Source organism: Pacificoceanicola onchidii (genome assembly GCF_004804335.1).
In the GTDB taxonomy this organism is placed as follows: Bacteria; Pseudomonadota; Alphaproteobacteria; order Rhodobacterales; family Rhodobacteraceae; genus Pacificoceanicola; species Pacificoceanicola onchidii.
The window spans coordinates 202,858-222,709 of the sequence record NZ_SRXY01000007.1; the positions used below are offsets into that span (position 1 = coordinate 202,858).

19 protein-coding genes and 1 tRNA gene are annotated in these 19,852 nt (G+C 61.6%); 12 read left to right on the forward strand and 8 right to left on the reverse strand.

The window, feature by feature from the left end:
* Positions 1-66: 66 nt before the first annotated feature.
* A complete protein-coding gene (locus tag E4662_RS18220) occupies positions 67-912 on the forward strand; it encodes an urea carboxylase-associated family protein (protein ID WP_136443038.1) in 846 nt (281 codons plus the stop codon).
* A gap of 89 nt (positions 913-1,001) precedes the next feature.
* Here E4662_RS18220 and deoD read toward each other — a convergent pair whose 3' ends face one another.
* The 3 genes from deoD to E4662_RS18235 form a co-directional block, all read right to left on the reverse strand.
* A complete protein-coding gene (gene deoD, locus E4662_RS18225; RefSeq protein WP_136443039.1) occupies positions 1,002-1,706 on the reverse strand; it encodes a purine-nucleoside phosphorylase in 705 nt (234 codons plus the stop codon).
* Positions 1,707-1,718: 12 nt separating this feature from the next.
* The gene (locus E4662_RS18230) at positions 1,719-2,027 is read right to left on the reverse strand and encodes an H-NS histone family protein (RefSeq protein WP_136443168.1); all 309 of its coding nucleotides are present in this window, start codon (positions 2,025-2,027) and stop codon (positions 1,719-1,721) included.
* A 183-nt stretch (positions 2,028-2,210) separates the two neighbouring features.
* The gene (locus tag E4662_RS18235) at positions 2,211-4,247 is read right to left on the reverse strand and encodes a protein meaA (RefSeq protein ID WP_276606315.1); all 2,037 of its coding nucleotides are present in this window, start codon (positions 4,245-4,247) and stop codon (positions 2,211-2,213) included.
* Positions 4,248-4,437: 190 nt separating this feature from the next.
* Here E4662_RS18235 and E4662_RS18240 point away from each other — a divergent pair, with 190 nt between their 5' ends.
* The 5 genes from E4662_RS18240 to E4662_RS18265 all read left to right on the forward strand — a co-directional run bounded on the left by E4662_RS18240 (position 4,438) and on the right by E4662_RS18265 (position 10,676).
* Positions 4,438-5,787 carry a 1-acyl-sn-glycerol-3-phosphate acyltransferase gene (locus E4662_RS18240; RefSeq protein WP_136443041.1) on the forward strand — a complete coding sequence of 450 codons (1,350 nt, stop codon included), beginning with the start codon at positions 4,438-4,440 and terminating at the stop codon, positions 5,785-5,787.
* A gap of 175 nt (positions 5,788-5,962) precedes the next feature.
* A complete protein-coding gene (ccrA, locus tag E4662_RS18245; RefSeq protein WP_136443042.1) occupies positions 5,963-7,249 on the forward strand; it encodes a crotonyl-CoA carboxylase/reductase in 1,287 nt (428 codons plus the stop codon).
* A gap of 381 nt (positions 7,250-7,630) precedes the next feature.
* The gene (locus E4662_RS18255) at positions 7,631-8,341 is read left to right on the forward strand and encodes a helix-turn-helix transcriptional regulator (RefSeq protein ID WP_136443044.1); all 711 of its coding nucleotides are present in this window, start codon (positions 7,631-7,633) and stop codon (positions 8,339-8,341) included.
* Positions 8,342-8,454: 113 nt separating this feature from the next.
* Positions 8,455-9,093 carry an acyl-homoserine-lactone synthase gene (locus E4662_RS18260; protein ID WP_136443045.1) on the forward strand — a complete coding sequence of 213 codons (639 nt, stop codon included), beginning with the start codon at positions 8,455-8,457 and terminating at the stop codon, positions 9,091-9,093.
* Positions 9,094-9,134: 41 nt separating this feature from the next.
* On the forward strand, positions 9,135-10,676 hold the full coding sequence (locus tag E4662_RS18265) for an ATP-dependent DNA helicase (protein WP_136443046.1): 1,542 nt from the start codon (positions 9,135-9,137) through the stop codon (positions 10,674-10,676).
* 112 nt (positions 10,677-10,788) lie between these two features.
* Here E4662_RS18265 and hisD read toward each other — a convergent pair whose 3' ends face one another.
* Together hisD and E4662_RS18275 are read right to left on the reverse strand one after the other, a co-directional pair.
* On the reverse strand, positions 10,789-12,090 hold the full coding sequence (gene hisD / locus E4662_RS18270) for a histidinol dehydrogenase (RefSeq protein ID WP_136443047.1): 1,302 nt from the start codon (positions 12,088-12,090) through the stop codon (positions 10,789-10,791).
* 30 nt (positions 12,091-12,120) lie between these two features.
* Positions 12,121-12,324 carry a DUF6324 family protein gene (locus tag E4662_RS18275; protein ID WP_136443048.1) on the reverse strand — a complete coding sequence of 68 codons (204 nt, stop codon included), beginning with the start codon at positions 12,322-12,324 and terminating at the stop codon, positions 12,121-12,123.
* A gap of 81 nt (positions 12,325-12,405) precedes the next feature.
* Here E4662_RS18275 and E4662_RS18280 point away from each other — a divergent pair, with 81 nt between their 5' ends.
* From E4662_RS18280 to E4662_RS18290, 3 genes are all read left to right on the forward strand, one after another.
* Positions 12,406-12,894, forward strand: coding sequence for a GNAT family N-acetyltransferase (locus tag E4662_RS18280; RefSeq protein WP_136443049.1), 489 nt, complete (start codon positions 12,406-12,408; stop codon positions 12,892-12,894).
* A gap of 66 nt (positions 12,895-12,960) precedes the next feature.
* Positions 12,961-13,037: transfer RNA gene (locus tag E4662_RS18285), tRNA-His, on the forward strand.
* 78 nt (positions 13,038-13,115) lie between these two features.
* On the forward strand, positions 13,116-14,045 hold the full coding sequence (locus tag E4662_RS18290) for an SMP-30/gluconolactonase/LRE family protein (protein ID WP_136443050.1): 930 nt from the start codon (positions 13,116-13,118) through the stop codon (positions 14,043-14,045).
* A 98-nt stretch (positions 14,046-14,143) separates the two neighbouring features.
* Here the strand turns inward: E4662_RS18290 and E4662_RS18295 are convergent, their stop codons facing one another.
* On the reverse strand, positions 14,144-15,154 hold the full coding sequence (locus E4662_RS18295; protein WP_136443051.1) for an NADP-dependent oxidoreductase: 1,011 nt from the start codon (positions 15,152-15,154) through the stop codon (positions 14,144-14,146).
* A gap of 99 nt (positions 15,155-15,253) precedes the next feature.
* Between E4662_RS18295 and E4662_RS18300 the strand changes: the two genes are divergently transcribed.
* Genes E4662_RS18300 through E4662_RS18310 form a run of 3 tightly spaced genes read left to right on the forward strand, consistent with a single transcriptional unit; the run spans position 15,254 to position 17,754 of the window.
* Positions 15,254-16,918 carry a long-chain-fatty-acid--CoA ligase gene (locus tag E4662_RS18300; RefSeq protein WP_136443052.1) on the forward strand — a complete coding sequence of 555 codons (1,665 nt, stop codon included), beginning with the start codon at positions 15,254-15,256 and terminating at the stop codon, positions 16,916-16,918.
* On the forward strand, positions 16,908-17,360 hold the full coding sequence (locus tag E4662_RS18305) for a MaoC family dehydratase (RefSeq protein ID WP_136443053.1): 453 nt from the start codon (positions 16,908-16,910) through the stop codon (positions 17,358-17,360). The genes E4662_RS18300 and E4662_RS18305 overlap by 11 nt, the downstream gene beginning before the upstream one ends.
* Positions 17,353-17,754 carry a PaaI family thioesterase gene (locus E4662_RS18310; RefSeq protein WP_136443054.1) on the forward strand — a complete coding sequence of 134 codons (402 nt, stop codon included), beginning with the start codon at positions 17,353-17,355 and terminating at the stop codon, positions 17,752-17,754. The genes E4662_RS18305 and E4662_RS18310 overlap by 8 nt, the downstream gene beginning before the upstream one ends.
* Before the next feature lie 9 nt (positions 17,755-17,763).
* Here E4662_RS18310 and rpe read toward each other — a convergent pair whose 3' ends face one another.
* Positions 17,764-18,447 carry a ribulose-phosphate 3-epimerase gene (gene rpe / locus E4662_RS18315; RefSeq protein ID WP_136443055.1) on the reverse strand — a complete coding sequence of 228 codons (684 nt, stop codon included), beginning with the start codon at positions 18,445-18,447 and terminating at the stop codon, positions 17,764-17,766.
* 453 nt (positions 18,448-18,900) lie between these two features.
* Positions 18,901-19,836, reverse strand: coding sequence for a 2-hydroxyacid dehydrogenase (locus E4662_RS18320; protein WP_136443056.1), 936 nt, complete (start codon positions 19,834-19,836; stop codon positions 18,901-18,903).
* Positions 19,837-19,852 lie beyond the last annotated feature (16 nt).

The following is a 19,852-nucleotide window of genomic DNA, read 5'->3' on the forward strand; positions in this document are numbered from 1 at the left end:
CACGGGGCACACCCCCAAAATCCTGCCTGATGGACGATCAGAACAGATGACGAAGGACAACCAGACATGAGCCAGCCCCCGAACGACGCGGAGGCCCGCCGACAGATCAAACCGGTGATCTGTTATCCGACGCAGACGCTGCCGCAACCTGACCTCGGGCTCTACACGGCGGCCCTCTCCACAACACACGTCACACAGACGGTCCTCGCCCCGCCGCGCGATGCCTGCGCCTTTCACGTGCCGCGCGGCCACTTCTTTCGCATCACTTCCGTCGACGGCCCTCAGGTGGGGGATCTCAATCTGTGGAACGCCAACGATCTGTCCGAACGGTTCTATTCCGGCAAAACCCGGGCGCTGCACGGTACGCATGTGACAACCGGCGACAGGCTCTGGAGCAGTTTTCCGGCCATGCGCCCCATGGCGACCATCGTCGAGGACACGCTGGATTGGTACGGCATTGATGAATTCGGCGGCTCCGTGCACGATGTGATCGGCACCCGCTGCGATCCGTATACGAACCATCTTCTCAGCGGCGGGCAATACCACAACTGTTGTCATTCAAACCTGACACGGGCGCTCGCCAGCGCCACGGATCTGCCGCTGCAGGATGCCGAGCCACATGTCCACGATGTGCTCAACGTTTTCATGTGCACCGGGTTCACGCGCGACACGGGGCAGTACTTCATGAAAGCCTCACCGGTTCGCCCCGGAGATCATCTGACGCTGTTCGCCGAGATTGATCTGCTTGGCGCACTCAGCGCCTGTCCCGGCGGCGATTGCAGCGCGGAGCACAGCTCCGACGTCGCCGCCTGTTACCCTTTGCAGGTCGATGTTCTGGCTCCGGATCCGGCAACGCTTGCCAATTGGCAAGAGCCCGCGCGCAACGGCTACAACCGCACCCACGGTCTGTAGGGCGGGGCTTTGCCCCGCGCCCCTTTGAGCAAAAGAAACGCCCGCAGCCGAAATGGCGCGGGCGCATCTGATTCAAAAAGGGAACCGGTTCAGGCGAAAGCCGCCTCCAGCGCGATTTCCACCATGTCCCCAAAGGAGCGCTCTCGCTCTTCGGACGGCAGCGCCTCATGCGTCAACAAGTGGTCAGACACGGTCAGAACCGCCAAGGCCCGCACCCCGTATCTTGCCGCGAGATTGTAAAGCTCCGCCGCTTCCATTTCGACGCCGAGAATGCCGTGCCGTGTCATCTGCTCGTTCAGATCCGGGCGCTCGTCGTAAAACACATCCGATGAATAAATCCCGCCCACATGGCAGGAAATACCCCGGTTTTGGGCAACATCGGCTGCATTTTTCAAAAGCCCGTAATCCGCACAAGGCGCGAAATTCAACTCTTTGAATATTCCGCGCGACGGTGTGGAAAGGGATGATGCTGTCATTGCCAGAATGACGTCCCGAATATTGACGCGTTCCTGCATTGCACCGCAGGAGCCAATTCGGATCAGCGTTTTTGCGCCATAATCCCGGATCAATTCGTTGGCATAGATCGACAGGCTCGGCATCCCCATGCCCGAACCATGGATCGTCACCCGGTTCCCCTTATAGGTCCCGGTATAGCCCAACATGCCGCGCACGCGATTGACGCAGGTCGCCTCGTCCAAAAAGGTCTTGGCTGCCCATTCCGCCCGAAGCGGGTCGCCCGGGAGCAAAACGGTTTCAGCGATTTGACCCGGCTCTGCACCGATATGAACTGTCATTCGCGCAGCCGTTCAGAGGCTGAGGTCGTCGAGCGACGAGCCGTTTTTCAGTGCGTCGATGACCCAATTCGGTTTGCGGCCACGGCCGGTCCAGGTTTGTGACGGATCAGCGGGGTTGGCGTATTTCGGCGCACCTTTGGAACCTTTGGTACCTGCACCGATGACTTCATCAAGCGAATAGCCGAATTCCTTTGCGGCTTTTTCAGCGGCGCGTTTGGCTTCGGCGCGGCGACGCGCATCAACAGATTTCAAAGCTTTTTGCGCGTCCTTGATGAGTGTTTCAAGTTCTTCGCGCGCCATTTTTTCAAGGTCGATCGACATTGTTTTTCTCCATTTCCTGTTTCGACAAATAAAATTAACCCGGCAATTCACAAGCGTACTTTTGTGTCAGAAGGTTAATAAACTCAAAATAGGCGGAAAGTGACGCTAAAAAGCGAAAGGCGGCTCTCCGTTTGGGAGAGCCGCCTTTGCGTCAATCGTTTCGCAGTTGTTGCTGCGGATCGGTTATTGTGCCGCAACCGCCTTGGGGTCAGCCAGCACCGCCACATCATGCATGATGGCGTTCAGTTCAAAGTCTTTCGGGGTGTAGACCTTGGCAACTCCCATGGCCAGCAGGCGCTGGGCGTCGTCGTCGGGAATGATCCCGCCGACAACCACCGGGATGTCCAGACCTTCGTCGCGCAGGCGTTTCATCACCTCTTCGAGCAGCGGAATATGGCTGCCGGACAGGATGGACAGGCCGATCACATGCGCGCCATCCTTGGCCGCTTCGATGATCTGCTCCGGGGTCAGGCGAATGCCTTCGTAGTCAATTTCCATGCCGCAATCGCGGGCGCGGAAAGCGATCTGCTCAGCGCCGTTGGAGTGACCATCAAGGCCCGGCTTGCCAACGAGGAAGCGCAGGCGTTTGCCCAGCCGGTTCGAAACCGCGTCGACCAATTCGCGAAGATCATCAAGGCCTTCAGTCTTGTTCGAGATGGCTTTCGACACACCCGTCGGGCCGCGATACTCGCCATGGACATTGCGCATCTCGCCGGCCCATTCGCCCGTGGTGACGCCCGCCTTGGCGCATTCGATGGAGGCCGGCATGACGTTTTCGCCGGTTTTGGCAGCCTCGCGCAGCGCGGCCAGCGCGGCTTTCACGGCGGCATCGTCACGCTCCCCGCGCCATGCGTTCAGACGCGCGACCTGCTCTTGCTCGACCGCAGGGTCAACAACCATGATGCCGCCGTCTTCGCCCACGAGAGGCGAGTCCTCGCCTTCCGTCCAGCGGTTCACGCCCACCACGGTGGTTTCATTCCGTTCAATACGGCCGAGGCGTTCCGCATTCGATTCAACGAGGCGGCCTTTCATATAGTCGATCGCGCCAATTGCGCCGCCCATGCTTTCGATATTCGCCAGTTCGGACCGCGCGCCCTCTTTCAGCGCCTCAACCTTGCGATCGACCGCCGGGTTGTTCTCAAACAGGTCGTCGTATTCGAGCAGGTCCGTCTCATACGCGAAAATCTGCTGCATGCGCATGGACCATTGCTGATCCCAGGGGCGCGGCAGGCCAAGCGCTTCGTTCCATGCGGGCAATTGCACGGCGCGGGCGCGGGCTTTCTTGGACAGGGTCACCGCCAGCATTTCGATAAGAATGCGATAGACGTTATTCTCGGGCTGCTGTTCGGTCAGGCCAAGCGAGTTGACCTGAACGCCATAGCGGAAACGGCGGAATTTCGCATTCTCGACGCCATAACGTTCGAGCAGAATTTCATCCCACAGATCCACAAAGGCGCGCATCTTGCACATCTCGGTGACAAACCGAATGCCTGCGTTCACAAAGAAGGAAATGCGGCCACACAGCGCCGGGAAATCTTCCTCGGCCACGCGGGGGCGCAATTCGTCCAGAACCGCAATTGCCGTGGCCAGCGCAAAGGAAAGCTCCTGCTCCGGCGTCGCGCCCGCTTCCTGCAGGTGATAGGAACAGACGTTCATCGGGTTCCATTTCGGAACGTTGTGATAGCAATATTCCGCCACATCCCCGATCATCTTAAGGCTCGGTTTCGGCGGACAGATATACGTGCCGCGGCTCAGGTATTCCTTGATCAGGTCATTTTGCACGGTGCCCTGCAATTTGCTGACATCGGCCCCCTGTTCCTCGGCCACCGCGATATAAAGCGACAAGAGCCATGGCGCTGTCGCATTGATCGTCATGGAGGTGTTCATCTGTTCCAGCGGGATCTGGTCGAACAGCGCGCGCATGTCGCCCAGATGACAAACCGGCACGCCCACCTTGCCCACTTCGCCGCGGCTCAGGATATGATCGCTGTCATAGCCTGTCTGTGTCGGCAGATCGAACGCCACGGAAAGGCCGGTCTGACCCTTGGCCAGATTCGCACGGTACAGCGCGTTGGATTTTTCGGCTGTCGAGTGTCCGGCGTAAGTGCGGATAAGCCACGGGCGGTCGCGTTCGGGCTGGGTGGTCTCGGTCATCGGGGCCTCCGTAGAGCAGGAATCTTTACCGCAATCATCTTGCGTTTCAGACTGGGTACACGAAATTTTATGACCCTGTCAATTCGCCGCGTTGCAGCGATTGGGTTAGATTAGCGCAGCAGACTGTCTTTTGGGAGTCGCTGCGGCGCGGCGAAGCGCCTCGCTTGGCGATTTGGCCCTGTTTGCGTCCGGGCAAAGCGTCCCGATACCAATCCCGCTCTTGCCCAAAGCCGCCTTGCTTGCAAGGCTGCGGGCAATGACGCAACCGGTGACACTTCCGCTCTGGCTTTTTGTGCTCATCCTGCTTTTCGCGGTGGTGACATTTGCCTCGCATTTTCTGTTTCCTTCCGTGCGCTGGTTCTTTCGGCGCCGGATGGAACGGGCTGTCGGGCAGCTCAACAAACGTCTGGAGCGGCCCATCGAGCCGTTCAAGCTGTTGCGCCGGTACGATCTGATTCAGCGTCTGTGCTACGACCCGGACGTGACCGAAGCCATTGTCGACTATGCCCGCGAAAACGGTGTGCGCGAGGACGTCGCCTTTGAGCGCGCGCGGCGATACGCGCGCGAGATTGTCCCGTCCTTCTCGGCCTTCTCCTATTTCGGCTGGGGCGTGCGCGGGGCGCGGTTTTTGTCGAACGCGCTTTACCGCGTGCGGTTAGGCCACATGGATGCAGAGGCGCTGGCAAAGGTCGGGACCGACTCCACCGTGGTCTTTGTCATGAACCACCGCTCCAACATGGACTATGTTCTGGTCACCCATTTGGCGGCGGATCGGACCACACTCTCTTATGCGGTGGGCGAATGGGCGCAGGTCTGGCCGCTCTCCGCGCTGATCCGGTCCATGGGCGCTTATTTCATCCGGCGCAGATCGCGCGACGGCCTCTATCGCAAGGTTTTGCGGCGCTATGTGCAGATGGCCACGGCGGGTGGCGTGACGCAGGCGATCTTCCCGGAAGGGGGGCTGAGTCTTGACGGTGCGCTGCGCGAACCCAAGCTGGGGCTGCTCAGTTACATCCTTGATGATCTCGATCTGGACGCGCGCGACGTGGTGTTTGTGCCGGTGGCCCTCAACTACGATCGCGTACTCGAAGACGTGACGCTGATCAATAAGGACAAGACCGGTGCGGACCGCTTCGGCGTGTCTGTGCGGCATGTGTTTGCGGCCATCGGCAAGCAGATCTGGCTGCGTGTGACCGGACGGTTCCATCGCTTCGGCTATGCTGCGGTCAGCTTCGGTGCGCCGCTCTCGCTGCGCCTCTTTCCCGAATTGTCGGAGCAACCGGACAAGCTCAGCGAAGAACTGATGCAGCGCATCGCCGGGATTGTCCCGGTTTTGCCGGTGCCCTTGGTCTGCCACATCCTTCTGGACGGGCCGAAAACCCGCGCAGAGGTGGAGGTTGCCTTTGCCGAGCATCTAAAACAGCTGGGAGGCGTGCACGTCCACCTTCCGCGCAACAATCGCGACTATGCGGTCGAAACAGGTCTGCGCGCGCTGGTCGAACGCGGCATCCTAACGGAGCAGGACGGGCGTTTCGGGATCGCCCAAGGCAAGCGCGACATCGTGACATTCTATGCAAATTCTCTCGCCCATCATCTGAACGCCTGAAAAACAAGGGCTTTCTGCAAGCGCATTGGAAATTCTGCAATCGCTCGGTTATAAAATTACAAAAACGGCGCCCACGTGGTTGCAATATTACGCGGCCGCGCGTATTCAGGGCTTCAATCCGCGATTCTGCAGTGCAGAGGGAGCGGTTAACGAATGGACAAGCTAGGAGGCCGCCATGGCACTTGATCTGCAATCCGGGATCGCCCAGTACGACGCGCCGGAAAAAGACCTCTACGAAATCGGTGAAATGCCGCCCATGGGCTATGTGCCCAAGCAGATGTACGCGTGGAGCATCCGCCGCGAACGTCACGGCGATCCCGACAAGTCGTTCCAGGTCGAAGTGGTCGACACCTGGGAAATCGACAGCCACGAGGTTCTCGTTCTCGTTATGGCGGCAGGCGTGAACTACAACGGCGTCTGGGCGGGCAAGGGTGTTCCGATCAGCCCCTTCGACGTGCACGGTCAGGATTACCACATCGCAGGCTCCGATGCGTCCGGCATCGTTTGGGCCGTGGGTGACAAGGTGAAGAACTGGAAAGTGGGCGACGAGGTTGTCATCCACTGTAACCAGGACGACGGCGACGACGAAGAGTGCAACGGTGGCGATCCGATGCTCTCCCCGACGCAGCGTATCTGGGGTTATGAGACCGGCGACGGCTCCTTTGCCCAGTTTGCCCGCGCTCAGGCACAGCAGCTCATGCGCCGCCCCAAGCACCTGACATGGGAAGAGGCCGCCTGCTACACGCTGACGCTCGCCACCGCCTACCGCATGCTCTTCGGTCACCACCCGCACGAGCTGAAGCCGGGCCAGAACGTTCTGGTCTGGGGTGCTTCGGGTGGTCTTGGTTCCTACGCGATCCAGCTGGCCAACACCGTTGGTGCCAACGCGATTGGCGTGATCTCGGACGAGAGCAAGCGTCAATTCGTGATGGATCAGGGCGCCAAGGGTGTCATCAACCGCAAGGACTTCAACTGCTGGGGCCAGCTCCCGACGGTGAACAGCCCCGAATACAATGAGTGGCTCAAAGAAGCGCGCAAGTTTGGCAAGGCGATCTGGGAGATCACAGGCAAGGGCAACAATGTCGACATGGTCTTCGAACACCCCGGTGAGGCGACCTTCCCGGTCTCCACTCTGGTTGTGAAGAAGGGCGGCATGGTTGTGATCTGCGCCGGCACCTCCGGCTTCAACACCACCTTCGACGTGCGCTACATGTGGATGCACCAGAAGCGCCTGCAGGGCTCCCACTTCGCCCACCTCAAGCAGGCCGCGGCCGCCAACCAGCTGATGCTGGAGCGTCGCCTCGATCCGTGCATGTCCGAAGTGTTCCCGTGGGACGAAATCCCCGAGGCGCACATGAAGATGCTGCGCAACGAGCATAAGCCGGGCAACATGGCCGTGCTGGTTCAGGCCCCGACAACTGGCCTGCGCACCTTCGAGGACGCACTCGAAGCCAAGAAGTAAACACGTCGGCCGAATCCCTCTCGGCCTCGAACGCCCGCGAATCGCCTCCCGGCATTCGCGGGCGTTCTGCGTCTCAAGCCGCCTCATTTAAAACCAGACACTTGCGCAAACGCCCCCTCGCAGTTTTTGGGGAGGGATTTTTCGCGAATATTAACTCAAATCACCGCATGCTAGAGTTGTCTTAACGCTTCATTAACCACCGAAGAGAGAGGCTCACTATGGGACATGATTGGATACTCGACGTTCTGACCGACCTGGAAACGTTCGCACGCTCGAATGGTCTGCCGACTCTCGCAGCGCAGCTGGACGAGGTGCATCTTATTGCACAGGCCGAGATGGCGTCCCGTGGTGAGGGAACCAAAATTGGCGTTCGCGGACAGCATGCCGCAGTTGGATGCTCTGATAGAGCAATTGGAATGCGCGGAGTGTCTTGACGACCTCCAGGGCGTGATCGAAACCCTGCGCGATGCGTTTGGTGTCGATCACCTGATTTACCATTGGGTTAACAGTGATGGCGATCAATATGGCTGCGGCACCTACGATATGGTCTGGGTCGAGCGTTACATCGCCAAAGGGTATCTTCGCATCGATCCGGTTATTGTTGGCTGTTATCAGCAATTCCACCCGGTCGACTGGAAACAACTGGATTGGTCAAGCAAGGCAGCCCGCACCTTCATGCAGGATGCCATTGCTCACGGTGTCGGTAATCAAGGTTACTCCATCCCGATCCGGGGGCCGAACGGGCAATTTGCTCATTTTACGCTCAGTCACAACTGCAGCGACGAGGAATGGGAGGTCTTCAAGAAGCAACACCGCCGTGACCTGATCCTGATCGCGCATTCATTCAATCAAAAGGCGCTGGAGTTCGAGCCGGGGCGCAAGCCCGAAGCCGCCCAGCCCCTGTCCCCCCGCGAGATCGAGGCCATGACGCTGCTCGCCAGCGGCTATAACAGGGCACAGGCGGCCAACTCGCTTTCCATTTCCGAGCACACGCTCCGGGTGTATGTCGAAAGCGCGCGCCACAAACTGGGCGCGATGAACACCACCCATGCAGTGGCCCGTGCCCTGAGCCGGGGGCTGATTGTTGTCTAATTGTTAAGCTGAGTGAACCTCGGCTTAATTTCCCGTGCGCCGTGGTCAAATCTCATTAACCACGCCCCGTCAGATTTTCCCCATCAACGACGCATTGCTCAGGGGAAAACACAATGATCCGTTACGTTTATGGGGAAGACCTGCACAAGTTTCCGCGCCTCGCCCGCACCATGTTCGAGGACCGCGCCGCCCAATTCAAATCCCGCCATGACTGGGACGTCTCCGTGGACGAAGACGGTCTGGAGCGCGACGAATACGATCACGACAACCCGCTCTACATCATCTGGCAGAACGCGGATGGCACCCACGGCGGCTCGCTGCGCCTGATGCCGACCATGGGCCCGACCATGGTCAACGATCATTTCACCCATCTGACGGACGGCGTAACGATCAAGTCGCCGCTGATCTGGGAATGCACCCGCTTCTGTCTCGCCAAGGGCGCGCGCCCCGGCGTCGCCGCCGCTTTGATGCTGGCCGCCGGTCATATCATGGAAGAGTTCGGCGTCGAGCATTTCGTCGGCGTGATCTTTGCCCATATGGTCCGCGTTTTCCGCCGCATCGGTTCCTGCCCGGAAGTGCTCGGCACAGTCGGCGAAGGCCGCGAAGCGATCAGCGTCGGCCTGTGGGAGTTCACCGAAGACACCCAGCGCGCCGTGGCCAAAAGCGCAGGTCTGTCCATTGACCTCTCCAAGCGCTGGTTCGAAATGGCCTTTGGCAGCACCATGACCACCGAAGAACTCGCCGCCGCCTAAAGCGTCTGGCACCCGGCAGACGCCGGGGGTAGGGTGCGCGCATGAACGCCCCAGCCCTCACGCTCTCCGACGATCAGGCCCACGCTTTTGACCAGGTGACCACGCTTCTGCGTGGCGCCGGGGTCGATCTGGACGAAGGGCTTTGCCTGCCCGCACAAGAGGGACGTCAAAGGGTCATGGCCCTGATGGGTAAGGCGGGAAGCGGCAAGACGCTGCTTCTGGCCGAACTGGTCAAGGCCCTCGAAGCCATTGATGTTGAAATCATTTCCGGCGACTATGAGAGCAAGCGTCGCCGCGAAAAACGTACCCTCGCCATCCTCGCCCCCACCAACAAGGCCGCCAGCGTCCTGCGCATGCGCGGCGTTCCGGCCACGACGATCCACCGAATCATCTACACGCCGGTCTACGATCCCGAATATGAAAAGCTGGCCGAATGGCTGATGGGGAACGGCGAACGCCCTGATCTCGAAGAGATGTCAGAAGAGGCCTTCGCCCGCGCCGAGGCCAGCTATGTGGCGAACAAGTCCGTCCCGGCCGCTTTGGCCGCCGCCGGTCTCAGAGGCAGCGATTTCATTACCGGCTGGAAGCGCCGCGACGAGCCGCTTGACATCGGCTTTGTCGATGAAGCTTCCATGCTCGACGATCGTCAATTCGATGATCTCAAAGAGATTTTCCCCAACCTCGTCCTCTTCGGAGACCCGGCCCAGCTCGCGCCCGTCAACCAATCCGGGAAGCTCGTTTTCGACAGCCTCGCCGATGAGCAAAAGCTCGAGCTCAGTCGCATTCACCGACAGGCCGCCGACAACCCGATCCTTGATCTCGCTCACGCGCTGGCCGATCCTCAGCTCGGCTTCGAGGATTTCGAACGCCTCGTCGAAGAAAAAGCGGCGCAGGACGACCGCGTCATCTGGGCACAGCGCGTCGAGGTCGACCTCATGGCCCGCAGCCCGGTTCTGGTCTGGCGCAACGCCACCCGGATTCGCCTGATCAAAGCGTTCCGCGCCGTCCATGGCGCTCCAGACACCGAACTCCTGCCGGGTGAACCTCTGATCTGTGACGGCATCGAACTGCCTCTGAAACACCGCAAAAAGCGCCTCGATCTGGAGGCGCGCGGGCTGATCAAAGGCGCGCAGGTCATCTACCTCGGCCCGGGTCGCAAACCGGGCTTTTCCAAACTGCATGTCATGGGCGCGCTGGAGCCGCAGGTCTCCGCTGCCTCCATCGTCAAAATCGAAAAACCGGACGAAGAAGAGCCGTTCATCCCCTATGCCGCCCGCATGGGCGCCACCTTCCTGCATGGCTCTGCCGTCACGATTCACAAGGCGCAGGGCTCGCAATGGGATGACGTTCAGGTCTTCGCCCCGGACCTTTATGCCGCCGCCCGCATGGGCCGCACCGAAGCGGGCCAGCCTTTGTGGAAACGCCTCGCCTATGTGGCCATCACCCGCGCCCAATCGCGCCTGCACTGGGTGGTGCGCAACCGCCTGTCGCGCCCCGTCGAAGGGCTCAGAACAGACGATCTCGGTGGCACCCCCGCGCCGCTCGCGCTGGAAATGGAACAGGACGGCCCAACCCTGCTTTGAGAGCGCTCTCGCGGTTTCTTTGGGCCAGAAATACCTCGGGTGAGCCCCAAGGGGGCGAGGGCAGCGCCCTGAACCGCGTTTCTGCAAGAAACGCGCTTGCGCGGTGAAACCCCTAACGATTGAGTTTCTTGAGCCGCGCCGTCACCGACAAACCATGCGCCTCAAGGCTCTCGGACGACGCCAGAACCTCCGCCGCCGGTCCAATCGCGCGGAGCGCTTCCGGCGACATGCGCGCCATGGTCGTGCGTTTTACGAAATCCATCACCGACAGGCCGGAACTGAACCGGGCCGAGCGGGCCGTGGGCAGAACGTGGTTCGGCCCGCCGACGTAATCGCCAATCGCCTCCGGCGTCCATTGCCCGAGGAAAATCGCCCCCGCGTGGACACATTTTTCGGCAAGCCCCTCCGGGTCCGCCACGCACAATTCCAGATGCTCCGGTGCAATCCGGTTCGACAGCGCCGCCGCCTCATCCAGATCCCGCACCGTAATCACAGCGCCAAAATCGCGCCAGCTTGCGCCCGCAATCGCGCGCCGCTCCAGTGTTTCCAGACGTTTGTCCACTGCCTCGGACACCGCCTGACCAAAATCTGCGTCCGTCGTGATCAGCAGAGACTGCGCGCTTTCGTCGTGCTCCGCCTGGCTCATCAGGTCGAGCGCGATCCAGTCCGGATCATTCTCCGCGTCGGCAATCACCAGAATCTCGGACGGGCCGGCAATCATGTCGATGCCCACCTTGCCGAACACCCGGCGCTTGGCCGCCGCGACAAAGGCGTTGCCCGGCCCGGTGATCTTGTCCACCGGCGCGATGGTCTCGGTGCCATAGGCCAGCGCGGCAATCGCCTGCGCGCCGCCGATCCGGTAAATCTCGTCAACACCCGCGATCTTCGCGGCAAGAAGAACGGCCGGGTTGGCCACGCCATCGGGCGTCGGCACGGTAATCGCCAGCCGCTCCACACCCGCCACCTTGGCCGGAATCGCGTTCATCAGAACCGAGGAAGGATAAGAGGCCAGCCCGCCGGGCACATAAAGCCCCGCCGCAGACACCGCCGTCCAGCGCCAGCCCAAGGTCGCCCCTTCGGCGTCGGTCCAGCTTGCATCCTCGGGCATCTGCCGGAGGTGATAAGCCCGAATGCGCTCCGCCGCCTGCTCCAGCGCGCGCGCCTCCTCTTCGGGCACCTGCGCGCACAGCGTGTCGATCTCAGCTTCCGAAAACCGCATTCCGGCGGCATCCAGCTCCATGCGGTCAAACTTCGCCGTCAGTTCCAGCACCGCCGCATCGCCGCGCGCGCGCACATCGGCGATGATCCCGGCGACGACATCGTCAACATCCGGGCTGTCCTCGCGTTTGGCGCTCAAAAGCGCGGCAAAGGCGCGCTCGAAATCATCCTGCTGGCTGTCGAGAAAGACGGGCATGGCACGGTCCTTGAAATTGAATGGAAAGGCTCAGCGGCCTTTCTTGGCGGGCTTCACCTTGCGGGCACCCTTGGCGGCGGCGAGGATTTCCTCGGCGATTTCCTCGGCCTCTTCGGGTTCGAAATCCATCGGGATCTCAAGCCCCTCGCCGTAGATGAACAAACGCACCATGCCGTGATCGGTCGGCCCGATCTGCAGGTTGGCTTCGATCTCGCGTTCGTCGTTGATGCCCATGTTTAGGTCCACCTTGTTTTGACATGGGTAGGTAGCGGGGCAGGGCTTGCTTTGCAAGGCGGCCTGAGGTCACTTGCGGTTATGACCGTGACACTCGCCCCTTTCTCGCCCGATGACATCGACTGGCTCGTCGAGGCCCACCAAAGCCAATACGCACAGGACGAAGGCTTCGATGAAAGCTTTGGCGCGCTGGTGGCGCAGATTCTGAACGATTTTGCCGCAGACCATGATCCCGAGCGAGAGCGCGGCTTCATCGCCTGGGAAGACGGACAGCGGCTCGGCTGCATCTTCTGCGTGCGGCTCAGCGATGAGACCGCCAAGCTGCGCCTGTTCTTCCTCACGCCCGACGCGCGCGGCAAGGGGCTGGGCAAGCGGCTTTTGCAGGCCAACATGGATTTTGCCAAAGACGCGGGTTACCGTCGCATGGAGCTTTGGACACATGAAAGCCACCGGGCTGCCTGTGCGCTTTATGCGGCACATGGCTGGGTGCTGCGCGCGTCCAAACCGGTGACCAGCTTTGGCGTGCCGTTGATCGAGCAGGCTTGGGATATCGATCTGTCTTTGGTATGATTTTGCTCGAAAGGCTCCGGATTCGGTCTTGCAATCGGATTTTGCAGATTGTATCCCGCCGCCAGTGCCGCCTTAGCTCAGTTGGTTAGAGCGCCTGATTGTGGATCAGGAGGTCCCCCGTTCGAGCCGGGGAGGTGGTACCACCCCCACCCATCTTTTGATTGTCATTTGAGCGCCTTGCGTGGTTTCTATTGCTGTGAACCGGCAAAGGAACGCGCGTCATGTGGCAACAATCCGAATTCTACCCCGATCCGCGGATCGAAATCCTCGATGAGCGTTTTCGCCCGCTTCTGGTGACAAACACAGCCGTAGAACGCCTGCACACTGGCATGCGCTGGGCCGAAGGACCGGTTTGGTTCGGGGACATGCGGTGCCTGCTGGTCAGCGACATTCCCAACAGTCAGATCCTGAAGATCGAAGAGGAAACCGGCGCGGTTTCCGTGTACCGGCGCGGTCCCTTCACCAATGGCAACACCCGTGACCGGCAGGGGCGGCTGGTGTCCTGCGAGCACGGCACGCGCAGCGTGACCCGCACGGAGCTTGATGGCACGGTGACGGTGCTGGCAGACAGCTACCAGGGCAAACGGCTCAACGCGCCCAATGACGTGGTGGTGAAATCCGATGGCTCGGTCTGGTTCACCGATCCGACCTTCGGCATTCGTGACTACTACGAGGGCTACCGGGCCGAACCGGAACTGCCCACTCATGTCTACCGCATTGATCCGTCAGGGGAAATCACGGCGGTGATCACCGAGATCGACCATCCCAACGGGCTGGCGTTTTCGCCGGATGAGCGCATCCTCTACGTGGTGCAATCGGGCGCGCCGCGCTGCATTCATGCCTATGACGTCTCGGGAGATGGGCTGACTGTGTCGAACGGGCGCCGCCTGATCGAGGCCGGGGAACAGGGCACGCCGGACGGTTTCCGGCTTGATACGGACGGCAACCTCTGGTGCGGCTGGGGCACGGGCGAGGGGCTCAACGGCGTGCGCGTCTTTGCCCCGGATGCCACGCCCATCGGCATGATCCAACTGCCTGAACGCTGCGCCAATGTCTGCTTCGGCGGCACCTACCGCACGCGGCTTTTCATGGCGGCGAGCCAGTCGGTTTACGCCCTGCACGTCCGGGCGCAGGGCGTGGCTTATTTCTGAAGGTGAAAATTTTGCCGGGACAAAATTTTGTTTTGGGGGCGCTGCCCCCGTCCTGCGGACTCCCCTGAGGTATTTTAGGCCCAAAGAAGCGGGGCGGGTTACACCTTGATGATCGTCTTTCCGGTATTGCCGCCTTTGAGCATGGCGATGAAGGTATCGGGGGCGTTTTCCAGACCGTCGGTGATGTCTTCGAGGTAAGTGATCTCGCCGGCGGCGACTTTCGGGGTTATCTCGGCGAGGAAATCGGGCAGGGCGTGCCAATGGTCGAAGATAATGAAGCCGTTTACATTCAGGCGCTTGGTCAGGATGGCGCGCCAGATGTGGGGCAGCTTGTCGGAGGTGCCGCCGCCGTACCAGGCGATGGTGCCGCAGAGCGGGATGCGCCCGCCGGTGTTCATCAGGGGCATGACGGCCTCGAGCACCTTGCCCCCGGTGTTTTCCCAGTAGATGTCGATGCCATCCGGGCAGGCTTTGCTTAGCGCCTTGCGCAGGTCCGAGGCGCTGTCATAGGCGCGGTGATCAATGGCGGCGTCGAAGCCGAACTTTTCTGTGGCCAGCGCGCATTTCTCCGCGCCGCCCGCCACGGCCACGGTGCGCAGCCCCTGCGCCTTGGCCAATTGGCCAACCATGGCACCGACCGGGCCGGTGGCGGCGGCAATGGCGAGGGTTTCGCCCGGCTTGGGCCGCCCGTATTCGCTGAGCGCGCGCCAGGCCGTGAAGCCCGGCATGCCGAGAACGCCAAGCGCGGTCGTCACCGGGACCGATGGGTCCAGCTTGCGCAGGTCCCCGCCTTTCAGCACCGCATGTGAGGCCCAGCCGGTCATGCCGGTCACACTGTCGCCCGCTGCCAAACCGTCTGCCCGAGAGGTCAGAACCGTGCCAACCCCTTGACCAACCATGGTTTCGCCCAAGTTCACCGAGGCCGCATAGCTGCCCGCGTCATCCATGCGGCCGCGCATGTAAGGGTCCAGAGAATGGTGGCTGACCGCGATCAGAACTTCGCCTTCGCCGGGGTCCGGTACCGGTCCGGTTTGCAGGGCGAAGTCCTCCGGAACCGGTTGGCCAACGGGTCTGCGGGCGAGGGTGATCCGGCGCATCTGGTCTGTCATGGAAAATTTTCTCTCATTGGTTTTGTCAAGAAGACTTGCGCCATCCGGGTTCTGCCCCACACTTTAGGATCAGAACAGCGGACAGCAAGGGAGGGCTGGATGCAAGGTATGATGATGGAAATGCCGTTGCGGATCATCGAGATCCTGAAATACGCGGCCGAGTGTCATCCCGGGGCGGAGATCGTTTCGAGACGCTGCGAGGGGGATCTGCACAGGGAAACCTACGCACAGGCCTATGCACGCTCCGCGCAACTGGCGCATGGTCTTGCGCGCCTTGGGGTGTCTGCCGGGGATCGGGTCGCGACGCTGGCGTGGAACGGCTACCGGCATTTCGAGCTCTATTACGCCATCAGCGGCATGGGGGCGGTGTGCCACACGATCAATCCGCGTCTGTCGGCGGAACAGATGCTCTACATCATCCAGCACGCGGGCGATCAGGTGATCTGCGTCGACCTGACCTTTGTGCCGATTCTGGAGGCGCTGGCAAAGGCGCATCCCGAGGAAATGCGGCTGGCCCAGACCCATGAGAACGGGCGGCAGATTGTCGTGATGACGGATCGCGCGCATATGCCGGACAGCGATCTGGATTTGCTGTGTTACGAAGAGCTTCTGGACGGCCAGCCAGAGACCTATGACTGGCCGGTGCTGCCCGAGGACACGGCGGCGGGGCTGTGTTACACCTCCGGCACCACGGGCCATCCCAAAGGCGCGCTCTACACGCACCGCTCGACCGTTCTGCACGCGCTGTTCCTGTCGGTCACCGTACCGCGCAGCCTGCATGAGGGGGCGCGCATCCTGCCGGTCGTGCCGATGTTCCACGTCAATTCATGGGGGCTGCCCTATGCAGCGCCGATCGTGGGGGCCTCGCTGATCATGCCGGGCGGCGCGCTGGATGGGGCTTCAATCTTTGATCTGATGGAGAGCGAACAGGTCACCGCAAGCTGGGGCGTGCCGACAGTCTGGCTCGGCCTTGGGGCAGAGGCCGAGAAACGCGGGGCCGTACCGTCCGCGCTGGATCAGCTTGTGATCGGCGGCAGTGCCGCGCCGCGCTCGATGATCGAGTTTTTCGAGACACGCGGTGTCGATGTCTGCCACGCATGGGGCATGACGGAGATGAGTCCGGTCGGCACCCATGGCCAGCTGTCTCATCACATGAAGGACAAGCCTTTCGAAGAGCAGATGGTGATCAAGTCCCGGCAGGGGCGGCGGGTTTTCGGGGTCGAGATGAAGATCTCGGACGAAGACGGCAAGACCCTGCCGCAGGATGGCGAAGCGGTGGGCGAGCTTTATGTGCGCGGCAACTCCGTCATAGCGGGCTACTTCAACAACGAAGAGGCCAGCCAGGAGGCATTTGACGATGCGGGCTGGTTTGGCACCGGCGATGTGGCGTCGATTGACCCTGACGGCTTCCTCTACGTGCAGGATCGCGCGAAAGATCTGATCAAGTCGGGGGGCGAGTGGATTTCCTCGATTGATCTGGAAAACATCGCCATGGCGCACCCCAAGGTCGCCTCCTGCGCGGTGATTGCAATCCCGCATCCGAAATGGGATGAACGGCCTCTCTTGGTGGTTGCCCCGGTCTCGCCGGAAGACCCGCCGAAACTGGAGGACATACACGAGATGATGCTCGAACACGTGGCGAAATGGCAGTTGCCGGACGCGATGGAATGCGTCGAAGCCCTGCCCCTGACAGCGACGGGGAAGGTATCAAAACTCACGCTGCGCAAGCGGTTTGACGGATACGTTCTGCCCGATGCTGGCTGACGATCTGCGGGGTAAGGCCCCTGTCACCACCGATTGGTTCACGCTGGATGCCGCACGCGTTCAGGCCTTTGCCGATGCGACCGAGGATTGGCAGTTTATCCATCTCGATGAGGCCCGCGCCGCAGAGGAAACACCCTTTGGCGGGGCCATCGCGCACGGGTTTCTGACGCTCTCCATGCTGTCGGCCATGTCTTACCAGGTGGTGGACGCGCTGCCCGGCGTGGCGTCGAGCGTGAACTACGGTTTTGACCGCGTGCGTTTCATCAGCCCCGTGCGGGTTGGCGGGCGTATTCGCGGGCTGTTCACCGTGGCTTCGGTTGACGAGCTTGACGGGGCGCTTGACGTGCATTGGGACGTGGAAGTGCAGATCGAAGGGCAGGGCCGCCCGGCGCTCGCCGCCAATTGGATCACCCGGTTTTTTCTGGAGCAGTCCGATGGATGAGCGGTTTCGCGAAGAGGCCTACGCGTGGTCGGCGCATATCGGCATGCGGATGCTGGATTGGTCCGACGGATTTGCGCAGTTCGAACTGCCGCTGGAGCCGTTTATCATGAACCGCCACGGCAATCCGCATGGCGGCGCGCATGCCTCATTGCTCGATACGGTCATGGGCTATGCGGGCTGCTGGACGGGCGATCCGGAGCAGCGCCAGATGTGCCTGACGCTGAACCTCAACGTGCAGTATCTCTCGCGCCCCAAGGGCCAGCGCTTCATCGGCACCGGGCGCAAGACGGGCGGCGGGCGCAGCACCTTCTTCGCCGAAGGTGAGATCACGGATGAGACCGGCGAGTTGATTGCCAAGGCCACCGGGACGTTCCGCTATCGCAAGGGCGGGTGAGCCCGAAGATCAGCGCGCCGCGATCGCGTCCCGGATCGCCTGCATGTTCGCGCCGTAAACCTCCGGCTGCTCAACCGAGCCGCCCCGGAATACGGCGGAGCCGGCCACCAGCACATCTGCGCCAGCCTCGGCGACGAGAGGCGCGGTTTTCGGGTCCACACCGCCGTCGATCTGGATGTGGATCTCGCGATCCCCGATCATCTCGCGCACGGCGCGGATCTTGGCTGTCATGTCGATGAACTTCTGCCCGCCGAAACCGGGGTTCACCGTCATGATCAGCACCATGTCCGCCAGATCAAGTACGTCACGCACCGCTTCGGCAGAGGTGCCGGGGTTCAGCGCCACGCCCGCCTGCATGCCTGCGCCGCGGATGGCTTGCAGGGTGCGGTGGATATGCGGGCCGGCCTCGACATGCGCGGTCAGCATATCCGCGCCTGCATCCGCGTAGGCCTCGATATAGGGGTCCACAGGCGCGATCATCAGGTGCACGTCCATGAAGGTCTTCACATGCGGGCGGAAAGCTTTGACGGCGGGCGGGCCGAAGGTCAGGTTCGGCACGAAATGCCCGTCCATGACATCCACATGCACCCAATCGGCGCCCTGATCTTCGATGGCGCGGATTTCCTGCCCGAAGTTGGCGAAATCGGCGGACAGGATCGACGGGGCGATCTTGATGGAACGGTCAAAGGCCATGACAGGTCTCCTGATGCGAGCTTGTTTAGGCTTTAGAGTGCAATCCGAAAAGTGGGAACCGGTTTTCGGAAAAAATTGCACGAGATGGCAAAGTGCAATCCGAAAAGTGGGAACCGGTTTTCGGAAAAAAGTTCTGGGCGGCGACCCCGGTTTTCAGGTCAGAGGGTGGTTTGCGAGGTAGAAACGCGGGACGTGACTGTCAGCGTTAGGCCTGTAGCCCCACGTCCCGGACTTGATCCCGGACCTCAGGGTTAGAGCACAAGCCGCGCCTATCGACGGGCCGTGGTACGGCGATCCAACCCTTGTTCCCCTTGATTTATTTCAAAAACTGGCGCGCTAGGCTGGTGTAGTGCCAGGCACCAACCCAATCGCCGTGCCGCGGGGACGGCCTGTCGATGGGCGCGGCGCCCTTCGGGCTTGATTCCGCGCCCGTGGTGAGGGGAATGACCGCCGTCAGTACCCGGCGAGCCGATCAACCAGCCCGATCAGCGGCATCCCCGCTTCGCCGCGTCGGATGTTTTCTGCGATCACCCGCGCGGCAGAGCCGGGGCGGGTTTCGGACGCCACATGCGGGGTGACGGTCACACGCGGATGGGCCCAATAGGGATCACCGGACGGCAGCGGCTCCACCCGGAAAACGTCCAGTGTCGCGTGGCTCACCTGACCGCTGTCCAGCGCTGCGAGCAGCGCCGCATCGTCGATCAAAGGCCCGCGCCCCGGGTTGATCACCACCGCCCCGCGATGTAGCAGGGCCAGCGACTGGGCGTTGAGAATGTTCTCTGTCGCCCGCGTCTCCGGCAGCAGCAGCACCACGATCTGTGCCCCGCGCAGCGCCTGCGCCAGACCGGTGTCGCCATGCAGGCACTGGATGTTGGCGATCTGCTTGGGGCTGCGGCTCCAGCCTGTCACCGGAAAGCCAATGCCGCGCAGCGCCCGCGCGCAGGCCTTGCCCAATGCGCCCAGCCCGAGGATCGTCACCGGGCGATCCGCCGCGATGGGCGGCGCTTCGTGTTCCCAGACGCCGTCCGGGTTCACGATATGCTTGTCCATGCCAAGGTGATGGCGCAGCACATGTCCCGTCACCCATTCCACCATGCCCTGGGTCAGCCCTTCCTCATCGATCATCCGGCACAGGGGCACCGTCAGGGTCGCATTGCCGATCACCTGCTCGACCCCGGCCCAGAGGTTCAGCACCGCCTTCAAACGGGTGAAAGGCGTGAAATCCTGCACCTCCGAGGAAGGCGCGTAGACGATGTAATCCACGGCTTCGGGCGCCATCTCGGTGCCGATTTCAGTGTCCAGACCGGCGGCCGCCAGCGCTTCGGTCAAGGGCGCTTCATACGCCGCCCAGTCTTCCTTCGGGGCGGCGAAAAGGATGTTTACAGTCATCGAGAGCCTTTACGTC

What these genes read in the sequence shown, in the direction of transcription:
- E4662_RS18240 (WP_136443041.1), top strand. Translation starts at nt 4,438, where the DNA reads ATGACGCAACCGGTGACACTTCCGCTCTGGCTTTTTGTGCTCATCCTG.
- E4662_RS18260 (WP_136443045.1), top strand. Translation starts at nt 8,455, where the DNA reads ATGATCCGTTACGTTTATGGGGAAGACCTGCACAAGTTTCCGCGCCTC.
- E4662_RS18290 (WP_136443050.1), top strand. Translation starts at nt 13,116, where the DNA reads ATGTGGCAACAATCCGAATTCTACCCCGATCCGCGGATCGAAATCCTC.
- E4662_RS18255 (WP_136443044.1), top strand. Translation starts at nt 7,631, where the DNA reads ATGCCGCAGTTGGATGCTCTGATAGAGCAATTGGAATGCGCGGAGTGT.
- E4662_RS18275 (WP_136443048.1), bottom strand. Translation starts at nt 12,324, where the DNA reads ATGGGCATCAACGACGAACGCGAGATCGAAGCCAACCTGCAGATCGGG.
- rpe (WP_136443055.1), bottom strand. Translation starts at nt 18,447, where the DNA reads ATGGCCTTTGACCGTTCCATCAAGATCGCCCCGTCGATCCTGTCCGCC.
- E4662_RS18265 (WP_136443046.1), top strand. Translation starts at nt 9,135, where the DNA reads ATGAACGCCCCAGCCCTCACGCTCTCCGACGATCAGGCCCACGCTTTT.
- E4662_RS18320 (WP_136443056.1), bottom strand. Translation starts at nt 19,836, where the DNA reads ATGACTGTAAACATCCTTTTCGCCGCCCCGAAGGAAGACTGGGCGGCG.
- hisD (WP_136443047.1), bottom strand. Translation starts at nt 12,090, where the DNA reads ATGCCCGTCTTTCTCGACAGCCAGCAGGATGATTTCGAGCGCGCCTTT.
- E4662_RS18305 (WP_136443053.1), top strand. Translation starts at nt 16,908, where the DNA reads ATGCTGGCTGACGATCTGCGGGGTAAGGCCCCTGTCACCACCGATTGG.
- E4662_RS18310 (WP_136443054.1), top strand. Translation starts at nt 17,353, where the DNA reads ATGGATGAGCGGTTTCGCGAAGAGGCCTACGCGTGGTCGGCGCATATC.
- ccrA (WP_136443042.1), top strand. Translation starts at nt 5,963, where the DNA reads ATGGCACTTGATCTGCAATCCGGGATCGCCCAGTACGACGCGCCGGAA.
- E4662_RS18220 (WP_136443038.1), top strand. Translation starts at nt 67, where the DNA reads ATGAGCCAGCCCCCGAACGACGCGGAGGCCCGCCGACAGATCAAACCG.
- E4662_RS18300 (WP_136443052.1), top strand. Translation starts at nt 15,254, where the DNA reads ATGCAAGGTATGATGATGGAAATGCCGTTGCGGATCATCGAGATCCTG.
- E4662_RS18280 (WP_136443049.1), top strand. Translation starts at nt 12,406, where the DNA reads ATGACCGTGACACTCGCCCCTTTCTCGCCCGATGACATCGACTGGCTC.
- E4662_RS18230 (WP_136443168.1), bottom strand. Translation starts at nt 2,027, where the DNA reads ATGTCGATCGACCTTGAAAAAATGGCGCGCGAAGAACTTGAAACACTC.
- deoD (WP_136443039.1), bottom strand. Translation starts at nt 1,706, where the DNA reads ATGACAGTTCATATCGGTGCAGAGCCGGGTCAAATCGCTGAAACCGTT.
- E4662_RS18295 (WP_136443051.1), bottom strand. Translation starts at nt 15,154, where the DNA reads ATGACAGACCAGATGCGCCGGATCACCCTCGCCCGCAGACCCGTTGGC.